Source organism: Bradyrhizobium sp. RT6a (assembly GCF_040547675.1).
Classification (GTDB): domain Bacteria; phylum Pseudomonadota; class Alphaproteobacteria; order Rhizobiales; family Xanthobacteraceae; genus Bradyrhizobium.
In genome coordinates this window covers 226723-249305 of record NZ_JBEPQC010000006.1, presented here as the reverse complement: position 1 = coordinate 249305, position 22583 = coordinate 226723, and the positions used below count along the sequence as shown (strand labels likewise).

21 protein-coding genes are annotated in these 22583 nt (G+C 64.3%); 7 read left to right on the top strand and 14 right to left on the bottom strand.

Features of this window, described 5'->3' with window-relative positions; all coding sequences use genetic code 11:
- Position 1: 1 nt before the first annotated feature.
- From ABIC03_RS28745 to cysG, 11 genes are all read right to left on the bottom strand, one after another.
- On the bottom strand, positions 2–1177 hold the full coding sequence (locus tag ABIC03_RS28745) for a DUF3734 domain-containing protein (RefSeq protein WP_354063038.1): 1176 nt from the start codon (positions 1175–1177) through the stop codon (positions 2–4).
- Positions 1178–1255: 78 nt separating this feature from the next.
- Positions 1256–1759, bottom strand: coding sequence for a CAP domain-containing protein (locus ABIC03_RS28740; protein WP_275172255.1), 504 nt, complete (start codon positions 1757–1759; stop codon positions 1256–1258).
- Between the two features lie 186 nt (positions 1760–1945).
- Positions 1946–2980 (bottom strand): sulfate/molybdate ABC transporter ATP-binding protein, encoded by a 1035-nt coding sequence (locus ABIC03_RS28735; RefSeq protein WP_354063036.1) that lies wholly within the window; start codon positions 2978–2980, stop codon positions 1946–1948.
- Positions 2970–3881 (bottom strand): sulfate ABC transporter permease subunit CysW, encoded by a 912-nt coding sequence (gene cysW, locus ABIC03_RS28730; RefSeq protein WP_354063034.1) that lies wholly within the window; start codon positions 3879–3881, stop codon positions 2970–2972. The genes ABIC03_RS28735 and cysW overlap by 11 nt, the downstream gene beginning before the upstream one ends.
- Positions 3882–3890: 9 nt before the next feature.
- The gene (gene cysT, locus ABIC03_RS28725; RefSeq protein ID WP_354063032.1) at positions 3891–4727 is read right to left on the bottom strand and encodes a sulfate ABC transporter permease subunit CysT; all 837 of its coding nucleotides are present in this window, start codon (positions 4725–4727) and stop codon (positions 3891–3893) included.
- Positions 4728–4763: 36 nt separating this feature from the next.
- Positions 4764–5765, bottom strand: a complete 1002-nt coding sequence (locus ABIC03_RS28720) for a sulfate ABC transporter substrate-binding protein (RefSeq protein ID WP_354063030.1) — start codon at positions 5763–5765, stop codon at positions 4764–4766.
- Positions 5766–5885: 120 nt separating this feature from the next.
- Positions 5886–6614, bottom strand: a complete 729-nt coding sequence (locus tag ABIC03_RS28715; RefSeq protein WP_354063028.1) for a phosphoadenylyl-sulfate reductase — start codon at positions 6612–6614, stop codon at positions 5886–5888.
- Positions 6611–7126 (bottom strand): DUF934 domain-containing protein, encoded by a 516-nt coding sequence (locus ABIC03_RS28710; protein ID WP_354063026.1) that lies wholly within the window; start codon positions 7124–7126, stop codon positions 6611–6613. Before ABIC03_RS28710 ends, ABIC03_RS28715 begins: the two co-directional genes overlap by 4 nt.
- Positions 7113–8768 (bottom strand): nitrite/sulfite reductase, encoded by a 1656-nt coding sequence (locus tag ABIC03_RS28705; RefSeq protein WP_354063024.1) that lies wholly within the window; start codon positions 8766–8768, stop codon positions 7113–7115. Before ABIC03_RS28705 ends, ABIC03_RS28710 begins: the two co-directional genes overlap by 14 nt.
- A gap of 11 nt (positions 8769–8779) precedes the next feature.
- Entirely contained in the window at positions 8780–9097 is a 318-nt protein-coding gene (locus tag ABIC03_RS28700) for a DUF2849 domain-containing protein (RefSeq protein ID WP_354063022.1), read from the bottom strand.
- Positions 9094–10518: a siroheme synthase CysG gene (cysG, locus tag ABIC03_RS28695; RefSeq protein ID WP_354063020.1), complete on the bottom strand. Its 1425-nt coding sequence runs from the start codon at positions 10516–10518 to the stop codon at positions 9094–9096. Before cysG ends, ABIC03_RS28700 begins: the two co-directional genes overlap by 4 nt.
- 245 nt (positions 10519–10763) lie before the next feature.
- On the opposite strand from cysG, the gene cysD reads away from it, so the two are divergent.
- The 3 genes from cysD (at position 10764) to ABIC03_RS28680 (ending at position 15950) form a co-directional block, all read left to right on the top strand.
- Entirely contained in the window at positions 10764–11558 is a 795-nt protein-coding gene (gene cysD, locus ABIC03_RS28690; RefSeq protein ID WP_027515469.1) for a sulfate adenylyltransferase subunit CysD, read from the top strand.
- Positions 11559–11577: 19 nt separating this feature from the next.
- Positions 11578–13494, top strand: coding sequence for an adenylyl-sulfate kinase (gene cysC, locus ABIC03_RS28685; RefSeq protein WP_354063018.1), 1917 nt, complete (start codon positions 11578–11580; stop codon positions 13492–13494).
- 290 nt (positions 13495–13784) lie between these two features.
- Positions 13785–15950: a malate synthase G gene (locus ABIC03_RS28680; protein ID WP_354063016.1), complete on the top strand. Its 2166-nt coding sequence runs from the start codon at positions 13785–13787 to the stop codon at positions 15948–15950.
- Between the two features lie 68 nt (positions 15951–16018).
- Here ABIC03_RS28680 and ABIC03_RS28675 read toward each other — a convergent pair whose 3' ends face one another.
- Entirely contained in the window at positions 16019–16174 is a 156-nt protein-coding gene (locus ABIC03_RS28675) for a Thivi_2564 family membrane protein (protein ID WP_007599832.1), read from the bottom strand.
- A gap of 273 nt (positions 16175–16447) precedes the next feature.
- Between ABIC03_RS28675 and ABIC03_RS28670 the strand changes: the two genes are divergently transcribed.
- Positions 16448–18541, top strand: a complete 2094-nt coding sequence (locus tag ABIC03_RS28670; protein WP_354063013.1) for a methyl-accepting chemotaxis protein — start codon at positions 16448–16450, stop codon at positions 18539–18541.
- 72 nt (positions 18542–18613) lie between these two features.
- Here ABIC03_RS28670 and ABIC03_RS28665 read toward each other — a convergent pair whose 3' ends face one another.
- Together ABIC03_RS28665 and ABIC03_RS28660 are read right to left on the bottom strand one after the other, a co-directional pair.
- Positions 18614–19267, bottom strand: coding sequence for a DUF2865 domain-containing protein (locus ABIC03_RS28665; RefSeq protein WP_354063011.1), 654 nt, complete (start codon positions 19265–19267; stop codon positions 18614–18616).
- A gap of 17 nt (positions 19268–19284) precedes the next feature.
- On the bottom strand, positions 19285–20118 hold the full coding sequence (locus tag ABIC03_RS28660; protein WP_354063009.1) for a L,D-transpeptidase: 834 nt from the start codon (positions 20116–20118) through the stop codon (positions 19285–19287).
- Between the two features lie 209 nt (positions 20119–20327).
- Here ABIC03_RS28660 and ABIC03_RS28655 point away from each other — a divergent pair, with 209 nt between their 5' ends.
- The 3 genes from ABIC03_RS28655 (at position 20328) to ABIC03_RS28645 (ending at position 22422) form a co-directional block, all read left to right on the top strand.
- Positions 20328–21440: an AI-2E family transporter gene (locus ABIC03_RS28655; protein ID WP_354063007.1), complete on the top strand. Its 1113-nt coding sequence runs from the start codon at positions 20328–20330 to the stop codon at positions 21438–21440.
- Positions 21441–21518: 78 nt separating this feature from the next.
- Complete coding sequence (locus ABIC03_RS28650; protein ID WP_007599824.1) at positions 21519–21890, top strand: ElaB/YgaM/YqjD family protein; 372 nt, start codon at positions 21519–21521, stop codon at positions 21888–21890.
- 76 nt (positions 21891–21966) lie between these two features.
- The gene (locus ABIC03_RS28645) at positions 21967–22422 is read left to right on the top strand and encodes a hypothetical protein (RefSeq protein ID WP_354063005.1); all 456 of its coding nucleotides are present in this window, start codon (positions 21967–21969) and stop codon (positions 22420–22422) included.
- The last annotated feature ends 161 nt before the right edge of the window (positions 22423–22583 follow it).

Sequence of the window (22583 nt, the reverse complement as noted above, 5' to 3'; positions counted from 1 at the left end):
ATTACTCGCTCCTTTTTGCCGGGGGCGCAGTGACGTCCCCCGTGAGATCGTAGGTCACCATGGTCTCGCCGGATTGCGGCCGCTCGAGCCAGTCCTTGTGGCGCATCGACAGATGCACGTCACGCACGCCGGCTTCCCAATGCTCGACCATGGCGACATGCGAAAAATCGTAATCTTTGGACGAGGATTCGTAGTTCTTGCTGCGGTAGATCAGGTGCACCACGGTAACGGTGCTTTCGCGCGATACCTTGGCCAGGAATTCCACGGAAGGGTCGTTCTTGAGATAATCGGGCAATTTGGAAATCAGGTCGCGCACGGCCCTGCGGGCGTTGTGCACCTGCTTGTTCTTGTCGGTGTTCATCCGCGTGCGGCTGGAGAAGCGGATGTCCTTCTCGCGCTCGGTCGCCTCGAGCAGCGAGGTCGGCAGATCGCCGCGGGCGCTGAACAGGTCGATCTGGAAGATCAGGAGATCGCGGTCGGTCTCGGCGTCGAGCACGTAGTCGAGCGGCGTGTTGGAGGCGATGCCGCCATCCCAATAGTGCTCGCCGTCGATCACGACGGACGGAAAGCCGGGCGGCAGCGCGCCGGAGGCCATGATGTGCTCGGGGCCGATTTTCTTGCCAAGCTTCCTGAACTCGAAATTGTCGAAATATTTGAAGTTGCCGGAGGTGACGCCGACCGCGCCGACCGACAGCCGCGTCTTCAGATCGTTGATGCGGTCGAAATCGACCAAACGCTCCAGCGTCTTCTTCAGCGGCGCGGTGTCGTAATAGCTCTCGGCCTGCGGGCTGCCGGGCGGCCAGAGCGGCGCGGGCGGAATGCGCGGCGTGAAGAAGCCGGGCACGCCGAAGGTCGCGATCAATGCGGCGCTGGTCGAGTTGAACAACTCGCGGCTATGGTCGCTCTTGCCGATCGGCTTCCACGGAACCGGCGCGGAGACCATCTCCCAGAATTCCTTGAGCCGCTTGACGCGCGTCTGCCCTTCGTTGCCGGCGATGATCGCGGCGTTGACCGCGCCGATCGAGATGCCGGCGACCCAGTCCGGCTCGAAGCCGGCATGGCAGAGCGACTGATAGGCGCCGGCCTGATAGGAGCCGAGCGCGCCGCCGCCCTGGAGGACCAGGACACGTTGCGCGTTCGCGGGGATTGTTGCGACGTCTGGGCTATGATCAGTCATGCGGAAACAATAGCAGATGGCGAGCGACCGTGGCGACAGTCTGCCGCGGCGTCAATGCATCCCAGGATCAAGTCTGGCTTATCGAGAGTCCGTCGAGGCCAGGATCATGGTCCAGAACACCTTGTATTTGGTGCCGGGAGCATAGCCCGCCGCGATGCCCAATTTTGTGACACCGCTCTTGAGCATGTTGGCGCGGTGCGGGGGCGAGTCGCGCCAGCCGGAAAACGCTTCCGCCAGCGTATGATAGCCGGCCGAGACGTTCTCGACCGCAACGGTCGCCGGATAGCCGCCGGCGCTGAGGCGCTTGGCCAGCGGCGCGCGGACGTCATGATCCATCTTGTTGGCCGCCGCCATGGCCTGGGACTGGGATTCGGCAAGCCGCATCAGTTCGGGGTCGATCACGACGATGCCGAGCCCGTTGTTCTGGCGGTATTGCGAGATCATGATCGCCGCCGCCTGCGCATCGAGTTTGGCGCCCGGGACGGACATATCGGCATACATGGACGGCTGCTGGACCGGCGCTTCGTTGCCGGCGCAGCCGGCGAGCAGCAAAGTGATGAGTATTGCGGCCGCGGCGCGCATGAACAGGAGCCCCCAAATCAGGGGCCGTTGTTGCATACCAACCGTGGCTGAAAGGTGAATATTGAAGAAAATCGTCGAAGTCGTTCCGGGGCGACGCGAAGCATCGAACTATGGTGCGCAATTGCGCACCTGAGAATCTCGAGATTCCGGGTCTGGTCCTACGGACCATCCCGGAATGACGGAGATCTAGCCCGCAAATATCCGGTAGCGGCGGGGCTCGAGGCCAATCGTGTCGCCGGCGCGCAGTTCCCGACCACGAGGCGCATCGATCTCGATCGTTTGCCCGCCTGACAGTGCCACCTCGGCCCGCTGCACGGGACCGAAATTCCGGACATGCTGCACGGCCCCCTCGAAGGCGCCGCTGCCGGGCGGGCCGACCAGCATGTCGTGTCGCCGCACGAACAGTCTTGACGCGCCAGGCGCAAGCCCGTCGGCCGCGAGCCGCAGCGGCCGGTCGCCGAGCGTGACGACGCCGTCGGCGATCAGGACCGGAAGCTCGATGGATTCGCCGATGAAGCCGTGGACGAAGGCGGTCGCGGGGCTCTCGTAGACGTCATCGGGCGAGCCGATCTGCTCGATCTTGCCCTTGTCCATCACCACGACGCGGTTGGCGACTTCGAGCGCCTCTTCCTGGTCATGGGTGACGAAGATCGAGGTGACGTTGATTTCGTGGTGCAGCGAACGCAGCCATTTGCGCAGCTCTTTGCGCACCTTGGCATCAAGCGCACCGAAGGGTTCGTCGAGCAGCAGGATGCGCGGCTCGATCGCGAGCGCGCGGGCTAGCGCGATGCGCTGGCGCTGGCCGCCGGAGAGCTGGCTCGGATAGCGGTCGGCGAGCCAGTCGAGCTGCACGAGATCCAGCAGCTCCTTGACGCGCACACGGATGGTCGCTTCGTCCTTCCGGATCGCGCGCGGTTGCACGCGGAGCCCGAAGGCGACGTTCTCGAACACCGTCATGTGGCGGAACAGCGCGTAGTGCTGAAATACGAATCCGACGTGCCGCTCGCGCGCGCCCTGCGCCAGCGCGTCCTCGCCGTTGAAAGACACCTCACCGGAATCGGGCCAGTCGAGCCCGGCGATGATCCGCAGCAGCGTGGTCTTGCCGGAACCTGATGGACCGAGCAGCGCGAGCAGCTCGCCGTCGTTGACCTTGAGGTCGACGCCGTCGAGGGCTTTGAAGCTGCCGAACTTCTTGACGAGATTCCTGACTTCAATGCTCACTTGCATCATGTCCTTCGTCGAGGTGACTTTCGAGAACGGTCTTGGCGATCAGCGTGATCAGCGCCAGCATCGCGAGCAGCGAGGCGATCGCGAACGCCGCGACGAACTGGTATTCGTTGTAGAGAATCTCGACCAGGAGCGGCATCGTGTTGGTCTCGCCGCGAATATGGCCGGAGACGACGGAGACCGCGCCGAACTCGCCCATCGCGCGCGCATTGCAGAGCAGTACGCCGTAGAGCACGCCCCATTTGATGTTGGGCAGCGTGACGCGGAAGAAGGTCTGCAGGCCCGAGGCGCCGAGCGAGATCGCGGCCTCCTCCTCCTGCGTGCCCTGCTCCTGCATCAGCGGGATCAACGCCCGCGCCACAAAGGGGAAGGTCACGAAGGTGGTCGCAAGCGCGATGCCGGGCACCGCGAACAGGATCTGGATGTCGTGATCCCTAAGCCAGCTGCCGAAATAGCCCTGCGCGCCGAACAGCAGCACGAAGACGAGGCCCGAGATCACCGGGCTGACCGAGAACGGCAAATCGATCAGCGTGATCAGGAAGGTCTTGCCCGAGAATTCGAATTTTGCAATCGCCCAGGCCGCGACCAAGCCGAAGACGAGATTGAGGCCGACGGAAATTGCCGCAACCAACAGCGTCAACTTGATTGCGGACAGCGCCTCCGGGTCGGCCAGCGCGGCGAAATAAGCGAGGACTCCCTTCGAGAACGCCTGCGCGAACACCACGACCAGCGGCAGCACGACGAAGACAGAGAGAAAGGTCATCGCGAGCGCGATGATGACGATGCGAACCGCCCTCGGTTCGGTGCGCAGGTTGTCCCGCGCGGCCGCCGCATGAGCGCGTGCCTTGGCGTCGGGGGCCGAGAGTTGGACGGAATCTGCGATCTGCATCGTCATGATCCGCCCTCAGCGTACCGGAATCCGGCTCTGCGCCCAGCGCTGGAGCCGGTTGACGGCGAAGATGATGACGAAGGATACGACCAGCATGACCACCGCGATGGCGGTCGCATCGGCATAGCGGAATTCGGACAGGCGGATCACGATCAGCAGCGGCGCGATCTCGGAGACGTTGGGCAGATTGCCGGCGATGAAGACCACCGAGCCGTATTCGCCGACCGCGCGTGCGAAGGCGAGCGCGAGCCCGGTGAGCAGCGCCGGACCGAGCGAGGGCAGGATCACGCGAATGATGGTCTGCCAGCGGCTCGCGCCAAGGCTGCCCGCGGCCTCCTCGATCTCAGGATCCAGATCCTGGAGCACCGGCTGCACCGTGCGCACCACGAACGGGATACCGATGAAGATCATGGCGACGAAGATGCCGACCGGCGTGAACGCCACTTTGATCCCGGCCGCCGCAAGCGGCGCGCCGAGCCAGCCTTTCTCGGCGAACAACGCGGTCAGCGCGACGCCGGCGACCGCCGTCGGCAGCGCAAAGGGCACGTCGACGATGGCATCGAACAGCCGCCGTCCCGGGAAGCGGTAGCGCACCAGCGCCCAGACGATGATGCTGCCCATCACGAGATTGACGCAGGCCGCCGCGAAGGCGAGCCCGAAGGACACGCGCAAGGCATTCAGGGTGCGGCGGCTGGAGAGGATGTTCCAGAACTGCTCGGGGCTCAACTCGAGGGATTTCAGGAAGAGGCCGGCGAGCGGAATCAGGATGATGATCGACAGCCAGGACAGCGTCAGTCCCATCGTGAGACCGAAGCCTGGCAATGTCCGGCGTCGTGCTGCGATTGCGCTCACCAGGCCCCCTGTTTAAGCCCCGTCGACAGCGCCCGATCAGTTCTTGTAGATCTGATCGAAGACGCCGCCGTCGGCAAAATGTTCCTTCTGCGCCTTGGTCCAGCCGCCGAATAGTTCGTCGATCGTGAACAGCTCGACCTTCGCGAAGGAGTTTTCGTGTTTTTTAGCGATCTCGGGATCGCGCGGGCGATAGAAATTGCGCGCCGCGATTTCCTGACCTTCCTTGGTATACCAATATTGCAGGTAGGCGTCCGCGGCGTTGCGCGTGCCTTTTTTATCGGCAACCTTGTCGACGATCGTCACCGGCGGCTCGGCCAGGATCGAGAGCGGCGGCGCCACGATCTCGAATTTTTCCGGACCGAATTCCTTCAGCGCCAGGTACGCCTCGTTCTCCCAGGCGAGCAGCACGTCGCCGACGCCGCGCTCGACGAAGGTCACGGTCGCGCCGCGCGCACCGGTGTCGAGCACCGGCACCTGCTGATACAATTTGCCGATGAAGTCCTTGGCCTTATCGACTGAGCCGTACTTCTTCTGCGCAAAGCCCCAGGCCGCCAGATAATTCCAGCGCGCGCCGCCTGACGTCTTCGGGTTCGGCGTGATCACGGCGACGCCCGACTTGAGCAGATCGCCCCAGTCCTTGATGCCCTTCGGATTGCCCTTGCGGACCAGAAACACGATGGTCGAGGTATAGGGCGACGAATTTTGCGGCAACCGCTTCTGCCAGTCAGCCGTCGTGAGGCCTTTGCCCGCGATGGCGTCGATGTCGTAGGCGAGCGCGAGCGTCACCACATCGGCCTGCAATCCGTCGATCACGGCGCGCGCCTGCGAACCGCTGCCGCCATGCGACTGCTTGATCTCGACGCTCTTGCCGGTTTCCTTCTGGTAGGAATTCGCGAACGCCTTGTTGAACTCGACATAGAGCTCGCGCGTCGGATCGTACGATACGTTCAGCAGATTGATGTCAGCGGCGAGAGCCGAGCTTGCCAACAAGCCTGTCACGAGCAGTCCTGCCGCGAGCGGAACGATACGACGCATCATGTCCATCTCCATTCACATCAATGACGTCGGCGTCATCGATGGCAGGCATAACTCGGGGCGAAACGCGCTTAAGTCAACGGAACCGGATTTTCTTGTTCGTAGCCGGGCAGCGTAACTTTGCTACGAAGTCTTCATCGTGTGGATGCCGCATTCCGTCTTGGCCCGGCCGCGCCAGCGACCGGCACGCTCATCCTCACCTTCGGCCGTTCTGCTCGTGCAAGGCATACACCCGACCGACAGGAATCCCGACGCAATCAGAGGATGACGCGGCAATTTGGCGCGGGCGAAGATCGCCTCGAGTTCCTCGCGCGAAACATTGGCAAAGGGATTGAACTTCAACCGCGCACCGTCGTCCTCGACCACCGGGATGTCGGCGCGCGAGTTGCCCTGGAAGCGCTTGCGGCCATTGAGCCACGCATCGAACGGTTTCAGCGCCCGCGCCAACGGCTCGACCTTGCGGATACGGCAGCAGGCGTCTGGATCGGAGAACCAGAGGTCGCGTTCGGGATCTTCGCGCGACAGCGTCTCCTCGGCGGGCTTGATCGAGCGGACGTCCTTCAGGCCCAGCGTCGCGATCAGCGTGTCGCGATAGGCCAGCGTCTCCTCGAACAGCCAGCCGGTGTCGAGGAAGATCACCGGGATCGCCGGATCGACCTCGGCCATGACCTTCAGCAGCGTCGCCGATTCCGTACCGAAGGACGACACGAGCGCGAGCCTGTCGCGCCCGACCGTCTTCAGCGCGGCGGCGATGATTTCGGCGGGCGAGGCATCGCGCAAGACACGATCGAGCTCCTCAGCCGAGGGCAGCACAGAGACGGACGTCGAAGCCTGAGGCGCGACTACGTTCACGTGCCGACACCCTCGGAATGACGCAGCTGCATGCGCCGGTGCAGCGCCGTGATGCGGCCGTCACCGGTGGGCTGGTAAAATACCGAGTAGCGCTTCGCGGTCTGCATGAAGGCTTCCGCGTCGGCCTGCTTCTTGACGTCGAAGGAATCGAAGCCCGCGCGCAGCATGAATACGAACTGGTCGCGCAGGATTTGGCCCGTCGCACGCAATTCGCCGCGGTAATTGTAACGTTCGCGCAGCAGCCGCGCCTGGCTGTAGGCGCGCCCGTCGCGGAAGGTCGGGAACACCAGCGCGACGACGGCGAGCTTGCCGAGATAGGGTACCAGCTCGGCGATGTCGCGATTGTTCGGCCAGATCACGCCGGCCTTGCCGGTCCGCCTGAGCAGCGCATCCGCGTCGCCGACGAAGCGCTCGGCCGGCACCAGGATGTCACCGCCCTCGGGCAGCGGCGTGTCGACGGCGAGCTTGACGAAGCCGTCGTCGGCGATCTTTCCGCCGTTAACGAGTGGCATAAACGCGCTCCTTGAAGGGTTCGACGCCGAGGCGCTTCACGGTGTCCATGAACAGCTCTTCGGGCCGCTCGCGCAGCGCCAGATAAGCTTCCACGATATCCTCGACGACATCGGCGACCTCGTCGAACTTGACGCCGGGGCCGATCAGATTGCCGAGTGCGGCACTCTCGTCGGCGCGTCCGCCGATGGTGATCTGGTAGACTTCCTCGCCGTTCTTCTCAACGCCGAGAATGCCGATATGGCCGACATGGTGATGGCCGCAGGCGTTGATGCAGCCGGAGATGTTGATGTGGAGACGGCCGATCAGATTGGCGAGCTCGTGATTGGCGAAGCGCCGCGTCAATTCCTGCGCGATCGGGATCGAGCGCGCATTGGCCAGCGAGCAATAGTCGAGACCCGGGCAGGCGATGATGTCGGTGATCAGATTGACGTTCGGCGTCGCCAGCCCGAGCTTGTCGAGCGCCTTCCACAGCGCCGGCAGGTCGCGCTTGGCGACATGCGGCAACGCGAGGTTCTGTTCGTGGCCGACACGGATCTCGCCAAAGGAATATCTGTCGGCGAGATCGGCGAGCGCATCCATCTGCTCGGCGGTGGCATCGCCCGGAGGCGCGCCGATCGGCTTCAGCGAGATCGTGACGATGGAATATCCCGGGTTCTTGTGCGGGGCCACCGAGTTCTTGCGCCATGCCTCGAAATCGGGATCGGCCGCGGCCTGCCGCAGTTCGTCCGGCATGTGCGGCAGCTTCTCGTAGGCGGGATAGGTGAAGCGCGAACGGATGTCCTCGACCACCTCGTCATCGATCTGGAGCGAGGAGTTGCGGATGTGCTGCCACTCCTCCTCGACTTCGCGCGAGAACTTCTCGATGCCGAGCTCGTGCACCAGGATCTTGATGCGCGCCTTGTAGATGTTGTCGCGGCGGCCGTACTGGTTGTACACCCGCAGGATCGCCTCGATGTAGCTGAGAATGTCGCGGCCATGCACGAAGTGCTTGATGGTCTTGCCGATGAACGGCGTGCGCCCGAGCCCGCCGCCGACCAGCACCTCGAAGCCGGTCTCGCCCTTCTCGTTCTTGATCAGCTTCAGCCCGATGTCGTGGATCTTGATCGCGGCGCGGTCGTGGTCCGACGCGGTGATCGCGATCTTGAACTTGCGCGGCAGGAACGAGAATTCCGGATGCAGCGTGGTGTGCTGGCGGATCAGCTCCGACCAGATGCGGGGATCCTCGATCTCGCCGGGAGCGACGCCGGCCCACTGGTCCGAGGTGACGTTGCGCATGTTGTTGCCGGAGGTCTGCATCGCATGGATGCCGACCTCGGCGAGATCGGCCAGCGCATCCGGCAGCTCGGCGAGCTTGATCCAGTTGAACTGGATGTTCTGCCGCGTCGTGAAATGGCCGTAGCCGCGGTCGTATTTGCGCGCGACATGGGCGAGCGCCCGCAGCTGGTTCGACGCCAGCGTCCCGTAGGGGATCGCGACCCGGAACATGTAGGCGTGCAGTTGCAGATAGACGCCGTTCTGCAGCCGCAGGATCTTGAACTCGTCCTCGGTGAGCTCGCCGGACAGGCGGCGCTTCACCTGGTCGCGGAATTCCGAGACGCGCTCGTTGACGAGCGTGCGGTCGATTTCATCGTAAGCGTACATGAGAGAATGCCTTAAACCTGGACCGGCTGTCCGATGGTCACGCCGGTGCGGCGGATCTGTTCGCGCAGATTGCCGGGTTCGATCCTGCCGTCCGCACCGACCTGTACCGGCGCGATATAGGGACCGATCGCGCCGACGTCATCGGCCACGGACTCCGCAAGCAACGCCTTCGCCTCGTCGGAGTTGCGCACGATGGCGGCTTCCGACAGGTCCGCGGACCAGCTCTTGGCGGCGGTGCGGTAAACCACGATGCCGTCCCAGGTGCGGTTGGCGGTCACGACCGAGGGGCCTGCGATTTTGATCTTCTTCTGTTCAAGCGGGGAGGTCATTCGGCTGCATCCAATAGGTCAGAGATGATTTGTTTTGGGGTTTGGCGGCGAAGCGAGCCGGCATGCCGGACCACATCGCCGATGATGAGAATGGCAGGGCCACCATTTGTCCGTCGCACCAGTTCCGGCAGGTCGCGTAGCGTGCCGATCGCACCTTGCGCATCGGGACGCGTGACGCGGGCGAATACGCCGACCGGCGTCTCCGGCGAACGACCGGCAGCCAAGAGGCCGGCGCGTACAGCCGGCGCAGCCGTCATGCCCATGTAGACCACGACGGTCATCCTGGCGTCGGTCAGCGTCGACCAGTCCACGACTTCCGCGTCGCGCGCCTTGTGCGCGGTGAGGAAGGTGATGCGGGTTGCTTCGTGACGATAGGTAAGCGGCACCTCGAAATCGGCGGCGCCGCCGAGGCCCGCAGTGATGCCGGGAATGATCGAATAGGCAACGCCGGCCACACGCAACGCTTCGACTTCTTCGCCGCCGCGGCCGAACACGAAGGGATCGCCGCCCTTCAGCCGCACTACGCGCTGGCCGGATTGCGCAGCCTCGATCATGCGCTTGTTGATGGCGTCCTGACCGATGCCGGGCTTGCCGACGCGGCGACCGACCGGCACGCGCGTGGTGTCGCGGCGGATACGGTCGAGAATTTCAGGCGAGACCAGCTCGTCATGGAAGACGATGTCGGCATCCTGGAGCGCGCGCAGCGCCTTGATGGTGAGCAAATCCGGATCGCCGGGACCGGCGCCGACCAGCGCGACTGAGCCCTCCGGCTTGTCGGCTCGCGCGAACGCGGATGGATCGGAAATCGCCTTGAGGGCGGCTTCGGCCTCACCCTTGCGGCCCGCAAGCAGGGATGCACCGATCGGGCCGTCGATGACGCGCTCCCAGAAGCGGCGGCGCAGCGGAAACTCGGCAATACGTTCGTTGATGGATTTGCGGAAACCGCCGATGAACTCGGCCAGCTCGCCGATGCGGGCCGGCAGCAGCGCCTCGATCTTTTCGCGCACGCGCCGCGCCACCACCGGCGACGTGCCGCCAGTGCCGACGGCGACGACGACATCACTGCGATCGACGATGGCCGGGAAGATGAAGCTCGAATGCTCGAGATCGTCCATGACGTTGACGGGCAGGCCGAGCGCCTTGGCGCGGACCGACATCGCCACGCCGACATCGCCTGCGCCCGCGCAAACGACAGCGATGATTCCGGAGAGATCGGCGGTCAGCGGATCGGCGGCCGCGATGTCGATACGCGCGGCGTCCTCGGAGCTCAGACCCAGGTCCTGATTGCCATCGATCGCATGCACGCGAATGCGCGCACCGGCCGCAGTAAGCACGCGCAGCTTGGCGCGCAAAAGCTCACCCGCACCGATGAGGACCACCGGACCGGCCTTGAGATCGAGGAACACCGGCAAGAACCGCATACGATACTCGCTCCCCCCAGATCCGGGGTTGACTGGAATTATTTTCTATATATGTGTCGTTTCGAGTGCGCAAAGAGAAAATTTTTTCTTCTCTCTTGCGCCGCAACTATAGAGTTTTCGCCTTCAAACGCAAAGTGGCAGAGATGCATCTTCTCAAGGACAATTCCACTGCTGTCGGCTTGGGCAGCCCGGCCGCGACCGAGCGCGCGCGCACGCAAGAATTTTCTGCTGATCTTGCCCCGAGCATGGACCATCTCGACCAGCTCGAGGCCCAGAGCATCTATATCTTCCGCGAAGCTTTTGGCCGCCTCAAGAAGATCGCCCTGCTGTGGTCGCTCGGCAAGGACTCCAACGTCATGATCTGGCTGGCGCGCAAGGCCTTCTTCGGCCGCCTGCCGTTCCCGGCCCTCCATGTCGACACCGGCAAGAAGTTTCCGGAAATGTATCGCTTCCGCGATCATTACGGCAAGGAATGGGATCTCGATCTACGTGTCGAGCCGTGCCCGCCGATTGATGCCGTCGACCCAACGCTGCCGCCCGCTGCCCGTTCCGCCGCGCGCAAGACCGAGGGCCTCAAGATGGCGCTCGCCAAATACGGCTTCGACGGCCTGATTGCCGGCATTCGCCGCGACGAGGAGGCGACGCGCGCCAAGGAGCGCGTGTTCTCGCCACGTGGGCTCGAAGGCAATTGGGACGTGCGCGACCAGCCGCCGGAGTTCTGGGATCATTTCAATGCGTCGCCGCCGCAGGGCGCCCATTTGCGCATCCATCCGATCCTGCATTGGACCGAGTCCGATATCTGGGCCTACACGAAGCGCGAGAACATCCCGATCATCCCGCTGTATCTGTCGCAAAACGGCAAGCGCTATCGCTCGCTGGGTGATCAGGACATCACCAATCCGGTCGCCTCAAACGCGTCGAATATCGACGAGATCCTGATCGAGCTCGAGCAGACCAAGGTGCCGGAACGTTCCGGCCGTGCGCTCGACCACGAGACCGAGGACGCTTTCGAGCGCCTGCGTGTCGCCGGCTATCTCTGATCAAGGACGCGAGCGTCGTATGAATATGATCGTCACCCCCGCATCGCCCGCCACCCCGAACGGCACGACGCGACCGCAGGTCCGCATCGTCATCGTCGGCCACGTCGACCATGGCAAGTCGACCTTGGTCGGCCGCCTGCTGCACGAGACCGGCAGCCTGCCCGACGGCAAGCTCGAGATGCTCAAAGCCGTCAGCGCGCGGCGCGGCATGCCGTTCGAATGGTCGTTCCTGCTCGACGCGCTCCAGACCGAGCGCGACCAGGGCATCACCATCGACACCACGCAGATCCGCTTCCGCACCAATTCGCGCGACATCGTGCTGATCGACGCGCCCGGCCACGCTGAATTCCTGCGCAACATGATCACCGGCGCCTCGCAGGCCGACGGCGCGGTGCTGATCATCGACGCGCTCGAAGGCGTGCGTGACCAGACAAGGCGGCACGGCTATCTCCTGCATCTGCTCGGCGTGAAGCAGGTCGCGGTCGTCGTCAACAAGATGGACCGCGTCGACTTCGCCGCCGAGCGCTTCAAGGAGATCAGCGACGAGATCTCGGCACATCTGCAAGGCCTCGGTGTGAAGCCCACGGCCGTGATCCCGATTTCCGCCCGAGACGGCGACGGCGTCGCCGAGCGCACCGATCGGATCGGCTGGTACAAGGGCCCGACCGTCGTGGAGGCACTCGACCAGCTCGAACCGGCGCGCCCGCTGGAGGCGCTGGCGCTGCGGCTGCCGGTACAGGCGATCTACAAATTCGACGATCGCCGCATCGTTGCGGGTCGGATTGAATCCGGCAGCCTCATCGCCGGCGACGAAATCGTGATCATGCCAGCCGGCAAGATCGCCAGGATCAAGACGGTCGAGAGCTGGCCGGTGACGCCGGTCGCGGGCCGACAGGGTGCGGGCCGCTCGGTCGGCATCACGCTCGACCGCGAGCTGTTCCTCGAACGCGGCGATATCATAGCGCATACGAACAGCGCGCCGCGCGAGACGCGACGGCTGCGCGCGCGGATCTTCTGGCTGCACGACAAGCCGCTGGCCAAGGGCGACCAGCTCCTGGTTCGCTGCGGACCGAAGGAAAGCCGTGCCACCGTCGTCGCGATCGAGAAGGCGGTTGATCCCGGCGAGTTGTCGAGCGTCGAGAACAAGGCAATCGGCCGTAATCATGTCGGCGAGATCGACATTTCCCTTTCGAATCCGATTGCCACCGACCCCTACACAGAAAATCCGCGCACCGGCCGGCTCGTGATCGAGGTGTCCGGGCGTATCGCCGGCGGCGGTCTGGTGCTGTCGGTCGATGCCGGCCAGCGCGCCCTGCCCGTCGACATCGTGCCGGTGGAATCCGCGCTGCGGCCCGACGAACGCTCCGCGCGCTATCGTCACAACGGCGCCGTGGTCTGGCTCACCGGCCTCCCCGCCTCGGGCAAGTCGACTCTCGCAAAAGCGCTGGAGCGGCGGCTGTTCAGCAACGGGGGCTCGCCGATCCTGCTCGACGGCGATACGCTGCGCGCCGGCCTCAACAGCGACCTCGGCTTCTCCGCCGCCGATCGCAGCGAGAACATCCGCCGTCTCGCCGAAGTCGCGACACATCTCGCCCGCAACGGCCACATCGCCATCGTCGCGGCGGTCTCGCCCGCCCGCGGGGATCGCGCCACCGCGCGCCGCATCGCTGACACTTCGTTCCGCGAGATTCACGTCGCGACGCCGGCCGGGATCTGCGAGGAGCGAGACCCCAAGGGCCACTACAAGAAGGCCCGTGCCGGCGCGCTCGCGTCGTTCACCGGTATCGGCAACGACTACGAGCGGCCCGAGGCAGCCGAGCTCGTGATAGACACCTCGACGCGCACGGTCGCCGAGGCCGCGGACGAGATCGAACAAATGCTCAAGACGACCGGCGTGCTGTTCGACGAAGTCGTGGACCTCGCCGCGAATATTTGAAGCCGGGCTGCTGCCCCGCTGTCGTCGCCCGGCTTGACCGGGCGACCCAGTATTCCACCGACAGCAGTGATTCAGCCGAGAGGCCGCGGCGTACTGGATTCCCCGCCTTCGCGGGGAATGACACCGTGCGTGCGCCCACCCCGCCTTGACATTTTGACAACCTTTGGGGGCCTTCTCACGGCCCCGATTTTGGGGCTAATAAGACCCCGAAAGCCGCTCCTTGGAGCGCATTTTGCTGCTGTCGGGTCAAAAGCAGCCAAAAACAGCCATTTCCAACAAGAAAGCCCATCATGAAACGCGTCGACGCCCACGGATTGAAGATCGCTCCCGTCCTGTTCGATTTCATCGCCAAGGAAGCGGCCCCGAAGACGGGAATCGCGCCGGATGCGTTCTGGGCCGGGCTTGCCGCCATCATCAAGGAGCTGGGGCCGAAGAACCGCGCGCTGCTGGCGGAGCGCGACACGCTGCAGGCCAAGATCGACGACTGGCACCGCGCCAACAAGGGCAAGGCGTTCGACCTCAACGCCTATACCGCGTTCCTGAAGGAGATCGGCTATCTCGTGCCGGAGCCGGCGACGCAGAAGGTCGAGACCGCCAACGTGGACGAGGAGATCGGCAAGATCTGCGGCCCGCAGCTCGTCGTGCCCCTGACCAATGCGCGCTACGCACTCAACGCAGCGAATGCGCGCTGGGGCTCGCTCTATGACGCCTTCTACGGCACCGACGCGATCCCGCACGATCCATCCGAGAGCGGCAAGGGCTACAACAAGGCGCGCGGCGACAAGGTGATCGCAAAAGCGAAAGCGTTCCTCGATGCCGCCGTGCCGCTGGCGACCGGCAGTCACACCGACGTCACCGCCTACAGCGTGGTCGCGGGCCAGCTCGCGGTGAAGCTGAAGAGCGGCAACGCCACCGCGCTGAAGAACGCCGCGCAATTCGCGGGCTTCCAGGGCGACGCAGCCGCACCGAGCGCGGTGCTGCTCGCCAACAACGGCCTGCATGTCGAGGTGAAGATCGACCGCAGCAGCGCGATCGGCAAGGACGATCCGGCCGGCGTCGCGGACATGGTCATGGAGTCCGCGGTCTCCACGATTCTCGACATGGAAGACTCGGTCGCTGCGGTCGATGCCGAGGACAAGGTGCTGGTCTATCGCAACACGCTCGGCCTGATGAACGGCACGCTGTCGGCCGATTTCGAGAAGGGCGGCAAGACGCTGACGCGCTCGCTCAATGCCGACCGCAGCTACAAGACGCCTGACGGCAAGGGCGAGGTCAAGCTGCACGGCCGCAGCCTGCTCCTGATGCGCAATTGCGGTCACCACATGTTCACCGACGCGGTGCTGGACGACAAGGGCGAGGAGATTCCGGAAGGCTTGCTCGACGCCGCCGTCTCCGGGCTTCTCGCCGTCCATGACTTGAAGGGCAACTCCAGGGTCAAGAACAGCCGCACCGGCTCGGCCTATATCGTCAAGCCGAAGATGCACGGCCCCGACGAGGTGTCGCTGACCTGCGAGATCTTCGATCGCGTCGAGAAGATGCTGTCGCTGCCCGAGAACACGCTCAAGGTCGGCATCATGGATGAGGAGCGGCGCACTACCGTCAACCTCAAGGCCTGCATCCAGCGCGCCTCCAAGCGCATTATGTTCATCAACACCGGCTTCCTCGACCGCACCGGCGACGAGATCCACACCTCGATGGAGGCGGGGCCGATGATCCGCAAGAACGAGATGAAGGCGCAGGCCTGGATCAAGTCCTATGAGGACTGGAACGTCGATATGGGCCTGATCTGTGGCCTGCCCGGCCATGCCCAGATCGGCAAGGGCATGTGGGCGGCTCCCGACAAGATGGCGGACATGCTTACGCAGAAGCTCGCCCATCCGCAGGCCGGTGCCACCACCGCCTGGGTGCCCTCGCCGACCGCGGCGACGCTACACGCGCTGCACTATCACCAGGTCAACGTCACCGCGCGCCAGCAGGAGCTCGCAAAGGCCGGGCCGCGCGCAAAGCTCGAGGACATCCTGACCATCCCGGTGTCGAAGTCGAACTGGGCGCCCGATGACGTCAAGCAGGAGATCGACAACAACTGCCAGGGCATCCTGGGCTATGTCGTGCGCTGGATCGACCAGGGCGTCGGCTGCTCCAAGGTGCCTGACATTCACGACGTCGGCCTGATGGAAGACCGTGCCACCCTGCGCATTTCCAGCCAGCACCTCGCCAACTGGCTGCACCAGGGCGTCATCACCGAAGCCCAGGTAATGGAATCGCTCAAGCGCATGGCGGTCGTCGTCGACAAGCAGAATGCGGGCGATCCCATCTACAAGCCGATGGCGCCCACCTTCGACGGCACAGCCTTCAAGGCGGCTAGCGACCTCATCTTTAAAGGACGCGAGCAGCCCAACGGCTACACCGAATACATCCTCACCGCTCGCCGCCGCGAGGCCAAGGCGGCGGGGTAGGCCCCTAATAAGCGAGCACCAGAAGCCCCGGCTCGCGCCGGGGCTTTTTTGTTGGAGCAGTAGCGCGGCTAGAACACTGCCAGATATTTCAGCAGCGAGACGATGCCGATGATGATGACGACAACGCGCGCGATCTGCTTGGCGCGGCCGTCCATCGGCAGCATGTTGATGAGGTAAAGTACGAGAATGACGACGAGAAAGGTGACGAGGACGCCGACCAACATTGTTAGGACCCCCATTAGGCCAGTTGCTGACGCTTCTTAAACGCACAACTCCCGCGCCGGTTCCATTGAGGCAACCCTCTGCAACTTCTAGTAATTCCGTACTTCTACCGTCAGTCGGCCTGCCTAAAACTTTACCCTTTTCCTTTCAGATGCAGTCACCGTTTGGGCCCTGAGCCACAAACGGCATGCGATTGCCTGGTCTTGCGTGCCCCTTTTTTCCGATGTTGCCGGGGGCGACTTCACGAACTTTGTAATGGGAATTGGGGGACTTCGATGCTGAATCGTCTGACCGTATCCGCGCTGCTGAAGGCGGTGATCGCGATCACATCGATCTGCGTGGTGATCGCACTCTCGCTCACCGCCTACGAGTCCTGGGATCGCCTGAAGACCGGCAACCGCATTTCGCAGATCGCCGACACGTCCGCCGATCTGTTCAAGGCGATGCACAATCTACGCACCGACCGCTCGACCACGGTCCGCCTCCTGAACGCGACCGAGCCGATGGACGGCGAGATCGAGAAATATCTGCGCGCCCTGCGCGATGCCCAAATGCCCGCCATGGCGCGCGCGCTCCAGCTGCTGCCCAGTATGGACTTCCCGCAGTCGGGCACTCTGGTACCGGAGCTCGCGCGTCTGTTCAAATTGCTGACCGAAGAGCAGAAGCAGTTCTGGGAGGATGTCGCCAAGCCGAAGGACCAGCGCCGCGCCAGCCTGCCCAAGGAATACATGGAGACGACGCAGGGCCTGCTCGACACGCTCGACAAGCTCTCGAACAATTTGGCCGCCACCGTCAATCACCTGGACGCCGCGATCGACCAGCTCCTGTCGATCAAGCAGAACGCCTGGCTGCTCCGCAACACCGCGGGCGAGGCGTCGCTGATCGTCTCGACCGGACTGGCCGCCGGCAAAATCACGCCGGAAGGCCGCTACGCTTATACCCAACATATCGGCGGCACGAGCGCGATGTGGAAGGCGCTGGAGTTGTCGACGTCCGGCATGCAGTTGCCGGCTGGGCTCGCCTCCGCGATGGCGGCCGCCAAGACCTCCTATTTCGAGCCGCAATATCTGGCCTTGCGCGACCGTCTCGCCGACGCGCTGGTCAAGGGTGAGAAGCCCGAGATGACGGCGAACCAATGGAGCCCGCTCACGGTCGGCCGCATGGCGAGCGCGGTCGCAGTGGCAGAAGGTGCGCTCGATGCTGCCAAGATCCACACGCAGGAGCAGCGCGGCGCCGCAGAGCGCGCACTGATCGTGCAGCTGACGCTGCTGGCGCTCGCCGTGGGGCTTGCCGTCGGCGCGATCATGCTGGTCAGCCGCCGCGTCATCACTCCGCTCAACACCATCCGGGATGCCATGCTGAAGGTCGCCGGCGGCGACCTTGCCGTCGACAGCGGCTATCTCGATCGTAATGACGAGATCGGGGCGCTTGCCGGCGCGCTGGAGACCTTCAAGCAGCAGGCCAACGAGAAGCTCAAGATCGAGGCGCAGGAGCGCGAACGCAATGCGGGCGCCTCCGCGCGCCAGCGCGCGGTCGAGACCTATGTTGGCGAGTTCGAGGGGGCGGTGCGCAAGACGCTCGGCGAATTGAGCGAAGCCTCCGGCGAAATGCGCAAGACCTCGGGCGATCTCTCCGCGGTGTCGCGGCAGACCAACGACCGCGTGCAGGTCGCGGGCAAGGCCTCCAATGACGCCTCCATGAGCGTCGACAGCGTCGCCGCAGCAGCCGAAGAGCTCAGCGCCTCGATCAACGACATCAGCCAGCAGGCCGCGCATGCCGCGGGCATCGCCAGCCGCGCCGTGACCCAGGCGCGCGACACCGACGGCACGGTGCAGGGACTTCAGAAGTCGGCCGGCCGCATCGGCGAGGTCGTCGGCCTGATCAACACCATTGCGCAGCAGACCAATTTGCTCGCGCTCAACGCCACGATCGAGGCGGCCCGCGCCGGCGAAGCCGGGCGCGGCTTTGCCGTGGTCGCCTCCGAGGTGAAGTCGCTGGCGAGCCAGACCGCCAAGGCAACCGAGGAGATCTCCGAGCAGATCGCCGACATCCAGAAGGTCGCGGGCGACGCCATCAGCGCGATCCAGACCATCGGCGGCATCATCGGCGAAGTTAACGAGGTCGCGACCGCAATCGCCACCGCCGTGCAGGAGCAGGGGGCGGCCACGCAAGAGATCACCCGCAGCACCCAGTTTGCGGCGCAGGGCACCAAGAACGTCTCGGACAACATCACCGGCGTCAAATCCGATGCTGACGCTGCGGCCGCCGCCGCCGACAACGTAAAGCACGCCTCCGAGATGCTGGAGAGCCAGAGCCGCCAGCTCGGCCATGAGGTCAGCGACTTCCTCGGCAAGATCCGCGCGGCGTAGAATGGGCCGTTAAAGAGAGCCGCGCCCACATCCTCGGTGTCGTCCTGGCGAAAGCCAGGACGACGTTGAGGGTTACTCCTTCGCCACCACCGGCACTTGGCGGAATCTTGCGCGCACCGAATCCGGCAGCGGAGAGAAATTCATCGCGACGCCGCGGCGGTCGTTGGCATTGCGGCTGGCGACCACCAGACCGTCGGCGCCCGCGACGATGTCGCCCTTGCGCAAGGTGGGATCGTCGTCGACCTTGACCTGAGCGAGCCCGACCGGATCCTTGCCGTTGCAGGTGCAGCCTGCGACGATCTCATTGCGATAGCGGAACGCGTTGGGCAAGTCGGAATAAGATTTCCCCTTGTCCGTCGTCGCGTCGTCGATGTTGCCGCCATAGACCAGCGAGGTCTCCGAGGCCGGGCAGAAGCTCTTGCAGGATTGCGCCTTGCTCTCGGAATCGTTCCCTTGCGCCGGGAAGTAACGACCGTCGCAGCCGCGCACGCAATAGGCCGTGCCGCCGCCATAGGATGCCCGCTGGCGCGGCGCGTCGTAGCGCGGCGTGTCATCGGTCTGGAACGGCATGCGAATCTCCGGCGCCGGCCGTCCGCGGAAGCCGCCGAACAGCGCCGAGAAAAAATCCTCCGCATGGGCCGATGGCGTCAGCGCGAGGCCGAAGGAGGCAACGGCGACGAATGCCGCCGCGCCACCGGCGAGTTTGCCGATCGAACGTCTCTTCATGTGACCTCACTCGACCCTTAGTTCACGGCCGAATTCGAAATGTTCAGCGCCTGCCGGCCCGAGGGCAGCGCCGTCACGGCCGGACGCTTGCGCACGGAATCCCCGCCTTTGGCCATCAGCGGCGCGTTCTTCGGCAGCACAACGACTTTGGCGCCGACATTGACGCGGCCGAACAGGTCGGTGACGTCCTCATTTGTCATGCGGATGCAGCCGGACGAAACGAACTTGCCAATCGTGCTGGGATCGTTGGTGCCATGAATGCGGTATTCGCTCGACCCGAGATACATCGCACGCGCGCCGAGCGGATTGCCGGGGCCGCCAGCGACGAAGCGAGGCAGATAGGGTTGGCGCGCAATCATCTCAGCCGGCGGATGCCAGTCCGGCCATTCCGCCTTGCGGCTGACGCTCTGCACGCCCGACCAGGTGAAGCCCTCGCGCCCGACACCGACGCCATAACGGATGGCGCGGCCCTGTCCGAGCACGTAGTAAAGATAAGTATTGTTGGTATCGATCACGATGGTACCGGCCGGCTCGCTCCGGTCGAAGCTGACAATCTGCTTGCGCAGGCGATCGGGCAGCGCGCCATCTTCGTCGGTCGCCTGCGCGCTCTGGCTTGCATAGCCTTGGTTTGGATAGCCTTGGTTCGGATAGCGTTGGTTCGCATAGCCTTGGTTCGCATAACCCTGCGAATAGCCCTGGTCCTGAGGGTAGGCCTGATCCTGCGGATAGGTGTAGCCCAGTGTTTGTGCGCTTGCGGCGCCGAACGGCACTGCCAGCAAAGCGGTTGCGAAGGCGAAGGCGGTGATGCGGCGCGGCGATAAGCGGCGTCGGACTGCAGAGAACTTCGTCATGTGCTGCCCCGTTGGATGCCCGCATCAGGGTGATGCGCTGGTTCGATCAACGCGGTCGAACCGGTACAAGTTCCGCGGCGCGATGCAGCAGCGACGTCACAGTCAAGCGAGCATCTCTTCACGAAGCCGCGATGGAACCCGCAGGAGGCTTGGACGTTCTTGTCTGGTCGTGGGCGCGCGGACCGAAGACTCCGTGCCGGAGAGGTATTGTGCGCGTCCTTCCCAGTGAACGTATGACTTCCGGCAACGGCGAAGGCACTCCGCTTCCCGAGAGCCACGGCGAACTCCCGCCGGTGATCCGCCGCACCGAGCTCGTGGCCTTCTCGCTCGCCGGACTTCTCCTCATCGCAATCGTCGCGGTGCTCTATGTCGGAAAGGCGTTCTTTCTGCCTGTGGTGATGGCGTTCGTCACCGGCACGATGCTCTCGCCGGCAGCGACCTTCCTGGAGAAACAGAAAGTGCCGCGGAGTCTCGCCGCCGCGCTAATCGTGTTCGCGGTGACCGCCGTAGTCGGCTTCATCGTCGCGCTGATTGCCTCGCCGGCGATGGAATGGAGCTCGCGCCTGCCCGAACTCGGCGCGCAGTTGAAAGACAAGGTCCACGTGTTCGACCGGCCGCTGTCGCTGTGGCGAGAGCTGCAGATGATGCTCGGCGGCTCGGAGGGATTGCCGAGCCTCCAGATGCCGAAATTCGAGTGGGTGCAGCCGACGATCGAATTCCTGTCACCAACCTTTACCGAATTCCTGCTGTTCTTCGTCACCCTGATCCTGTTCATCGCCAGCTGGCGGGACCTGCGACGGGCGATGATCATGACCTTCAGCGATCATGACGCACGGCTGCGCACGCTTCGCATCCTCAATGAGATCGAGGTCCATCTCGGCAACTATCTTTTGACCGTGACCCTCATCAATGTCGGCGTCGGCGTCGCCGCCGGACTCGTCTGCGCGCTCACCGGAATGCCCAATCCGGCTGGCCTCGGCGCGCTCGCGGCCACCCTCAATTTCATTCCGATCATCGGACCGGTGGCCATGTTCGCCATTCTGGTCGTGGTGGGATTGGTCACCTTCCCGACTGTCAGCGGCGGCCTGATGGCGGCGCTCGCCTTTGGCGGCATCACCTTCCTGGAGGGACATTTCGTCACGCCGACCATCATCGGCCGGCGGCTTGCGCTCAATGCGCTCGCGGTGCTGCTGGCGCTGGCGTTCTGGACTTGGCTGTGGGGCCCGATGGGCGCGTTCCTGTCGTCGCCGCTGCTGATCGTCGCCCTGATCCTGAAGGAGCATCTGTTGCCGCAGGATTCGCCGCAGCTCCCGCAGGACTAACCGGTTTCCGTGAACGGAACTTACCCGACGACGAAACGTTTCCCGGCTGTCTCAACCGTCAGCAGCTCGGAGCCCCTGATGTCCACCACCAATGCCGAAGCCGGGATGAGAGACTGGACCGACAAAGCCACCCGAGAACGCCTCGAGAAGGATGTAGCAGCCGTGAAAAGCGATATCGCCGCCCTCACCGATCAAATCACCGACGCGCTCAATACTTTTGCCAACTCATCCGGCAAGCAGGCCCGCCGCGGCTATCGCCAGGCGCGCGAAAACGTGGATTCCGCCATCGACGACATGTCGGAGCGCGGCAGCGCGATGATGGGCGCGGCACAGGAGGCCTACGGCTCGATCGAGGAGACGCTGGAGGACGCGATCAGCCAGCGGCCGCTCGCGACCGTCGGGCTCGCGCTCGGCATCGGCTTCCTGATCGGCGCGGCCTGGCGCCGCTGAGGTCGCGAAGGGGGTATCGAGACGGTGGCGCAGCGGCGCCGCCGGTGCCGGCTTGTGGGATCTGAGGAGCAAGGCCATGTTTCAGCGCATCATCGACGGGATCAGCGCATCCACCGGCACCACTGTGCGGCTGACCTCGCTGGCAGCAGGCGCGGCGTTCGCGCTGTTCATCACCACGTGCTTCCTGTGCGCGGCGGCGTTCATTTCGGTGCTCAACAAATATGGTCCGGTGCAGGCCTGCCTCGCCGGTGCAGGCATTTTCTTTCTGCTGACCCTGACCGCGGCGGTAAGCTATTGGGTCTACAAACGGCAGCTGCGCAAGCAAGCTCATATCGCGGCCGAGCGCGCCACGAAGTCGGCGGCCTCGAGCATGCTCGCGGACCCCATGCTGCTCGCCACCGGACTCCAGATCGTTCGCGCCATCGGGATCAAGCGGCTGTTGCCGATCCTGGCGATCGGCGGCGTCGCCCTCGGAATCATGGCGAGCCGCGCCGGCGTACCCGACGAGGCCTCGGCTGAACCTGCCGAGTAGCAGCTACCGCGGGGTAGAAAATTTCGTCACAAGTCCCGCGAACGCATCTATGGAATAGGCACCGGCGGCCCTGCGCCAAGTTTGGCGCCGCCCGGCGCCGTTTGCCTGCGCCATCACGCAAACGCTACTCGGATAGGCAGGCGGTTGCCGTTAAAAGCAGC

Bases quoted from the DNA above. Each gene is read 5' to 3' on its own strand.
- cysD (WP_027515469.1), top strand. From the start codon at position 10,764: ATGGACCATCTCGACCAGCTCGAGGCCCAGAGCATCTATATCTTCCGC.
- cysG (WP_354063020.1), bottom strand. From the start codon at position 10,518: ATGCGGTTCTTGCCGGTGTTCCTCGATCTCAAGGCCGGTCCGGTGGTC.
- ABIC03_RS28665 (WP_354063011.1), bottom strand. From the start codon at position 19,267: ATGAAGAGACGTTCGATCGGCAAACTCGCCGGTGGCGCGGCGGCATTC.
- ABIC03_RS28660 (WP_354063009.1), bottom strand. From the start codon at position 20,118: ATGACGAAGTTCTCTGCAGTCCGACGCCGCTTATCGCCGCGCCGCATC.
- cysW (WP_354063034.1), bottom strand. From the start codon at position 3,881: ATGACGATGCAGATCGCAGATTCCGTCCAACTCTCGGCCCCCGACGCC.
- ABIC03_RS28710 (WP_354063026.1), bottom strand. From the start codon at position 7,126: ATGCCACTCGTTAACGGCGGAAAGATCGCCGACGACGGCTTCGTCAAG.
- cysC (WP_354063018.1), top strand. From the start codon at position 11,578: ATGAATATGATCGTCACCCCCGCATCGCCCGCCACCCCGAACGGCACG.
- ABIC03_RS28680 (WP_354063016.1), top strand. From the start codon at position 13,785: ATGAAACGCGTCGACGCCCACGGATTGAAGATCGCTCCCGTCCTGTTC.
- ABIC03_RS28670 (WP_354063013.1), top strand. From the start codon at position 16,448: ATGCTGAATCGTCTGACCGTATCCGCGCTGCTGAAGGCGGTGATCGCG.
- ABIC03_RS28745 (WP_354063038.1), bottom strand. From the start codon at position 1,177: ATGACTGATCATAGCCCAGACGTCGCAACAATCCCCGCGAACGCGCAA.
- ABIC03_RS28645 (WP_354063005.1), top strand. From the start codon at position 21,967: ATGTTTCAGCGCATCATCGACGGGATCAGCGCATCCACCGGCACCACT.
- ABIC03_RS28740 (WP_275172255.1), bottom strand. From the start codon at position 1,759: ATGCGCGCCGCGGCCGCAATACTCATCACTTTGCTGCTCGCCGGCTGC.
- ABIC03_RS28720 (WP_354063030.1), bottom strand. From the start codon at position 5,765: ATGATGCGTCGTATCGTTCCGCTCGCGGCAGGACTGCTCGTGACAGGC.
- ABIC03_RS28705 (WP_354063024.1), bottom strand. From the start codon at position 8,768: ATGTACGCTTACGATGAAATCGACCGCACGCTCGTCAACGAGCGCGTC.
- ABIC03_RS28675 (WP_007599832.1), bottom strand. From the start codon at position 16,174: ATGTTGGTCGGCGTCCTCGTCACCTTTCTCGTCGTCATTCTCGTACTT.
- ABIC03_RS28700 (WP_354063022.1), bottom strand. From the start codon at position 9,097: ATGACCTCCCCGCTTGAACAGAAGAAGATCAAAATCGCAGGCCCCTCG.
- ABIC03_RS28650 (WP_007599824.1), top strand. From the start codon at position 21,519: ATGTCCACCACCAATGCCGAAGCCGGGATGAGAGACTGGACCGACAAA.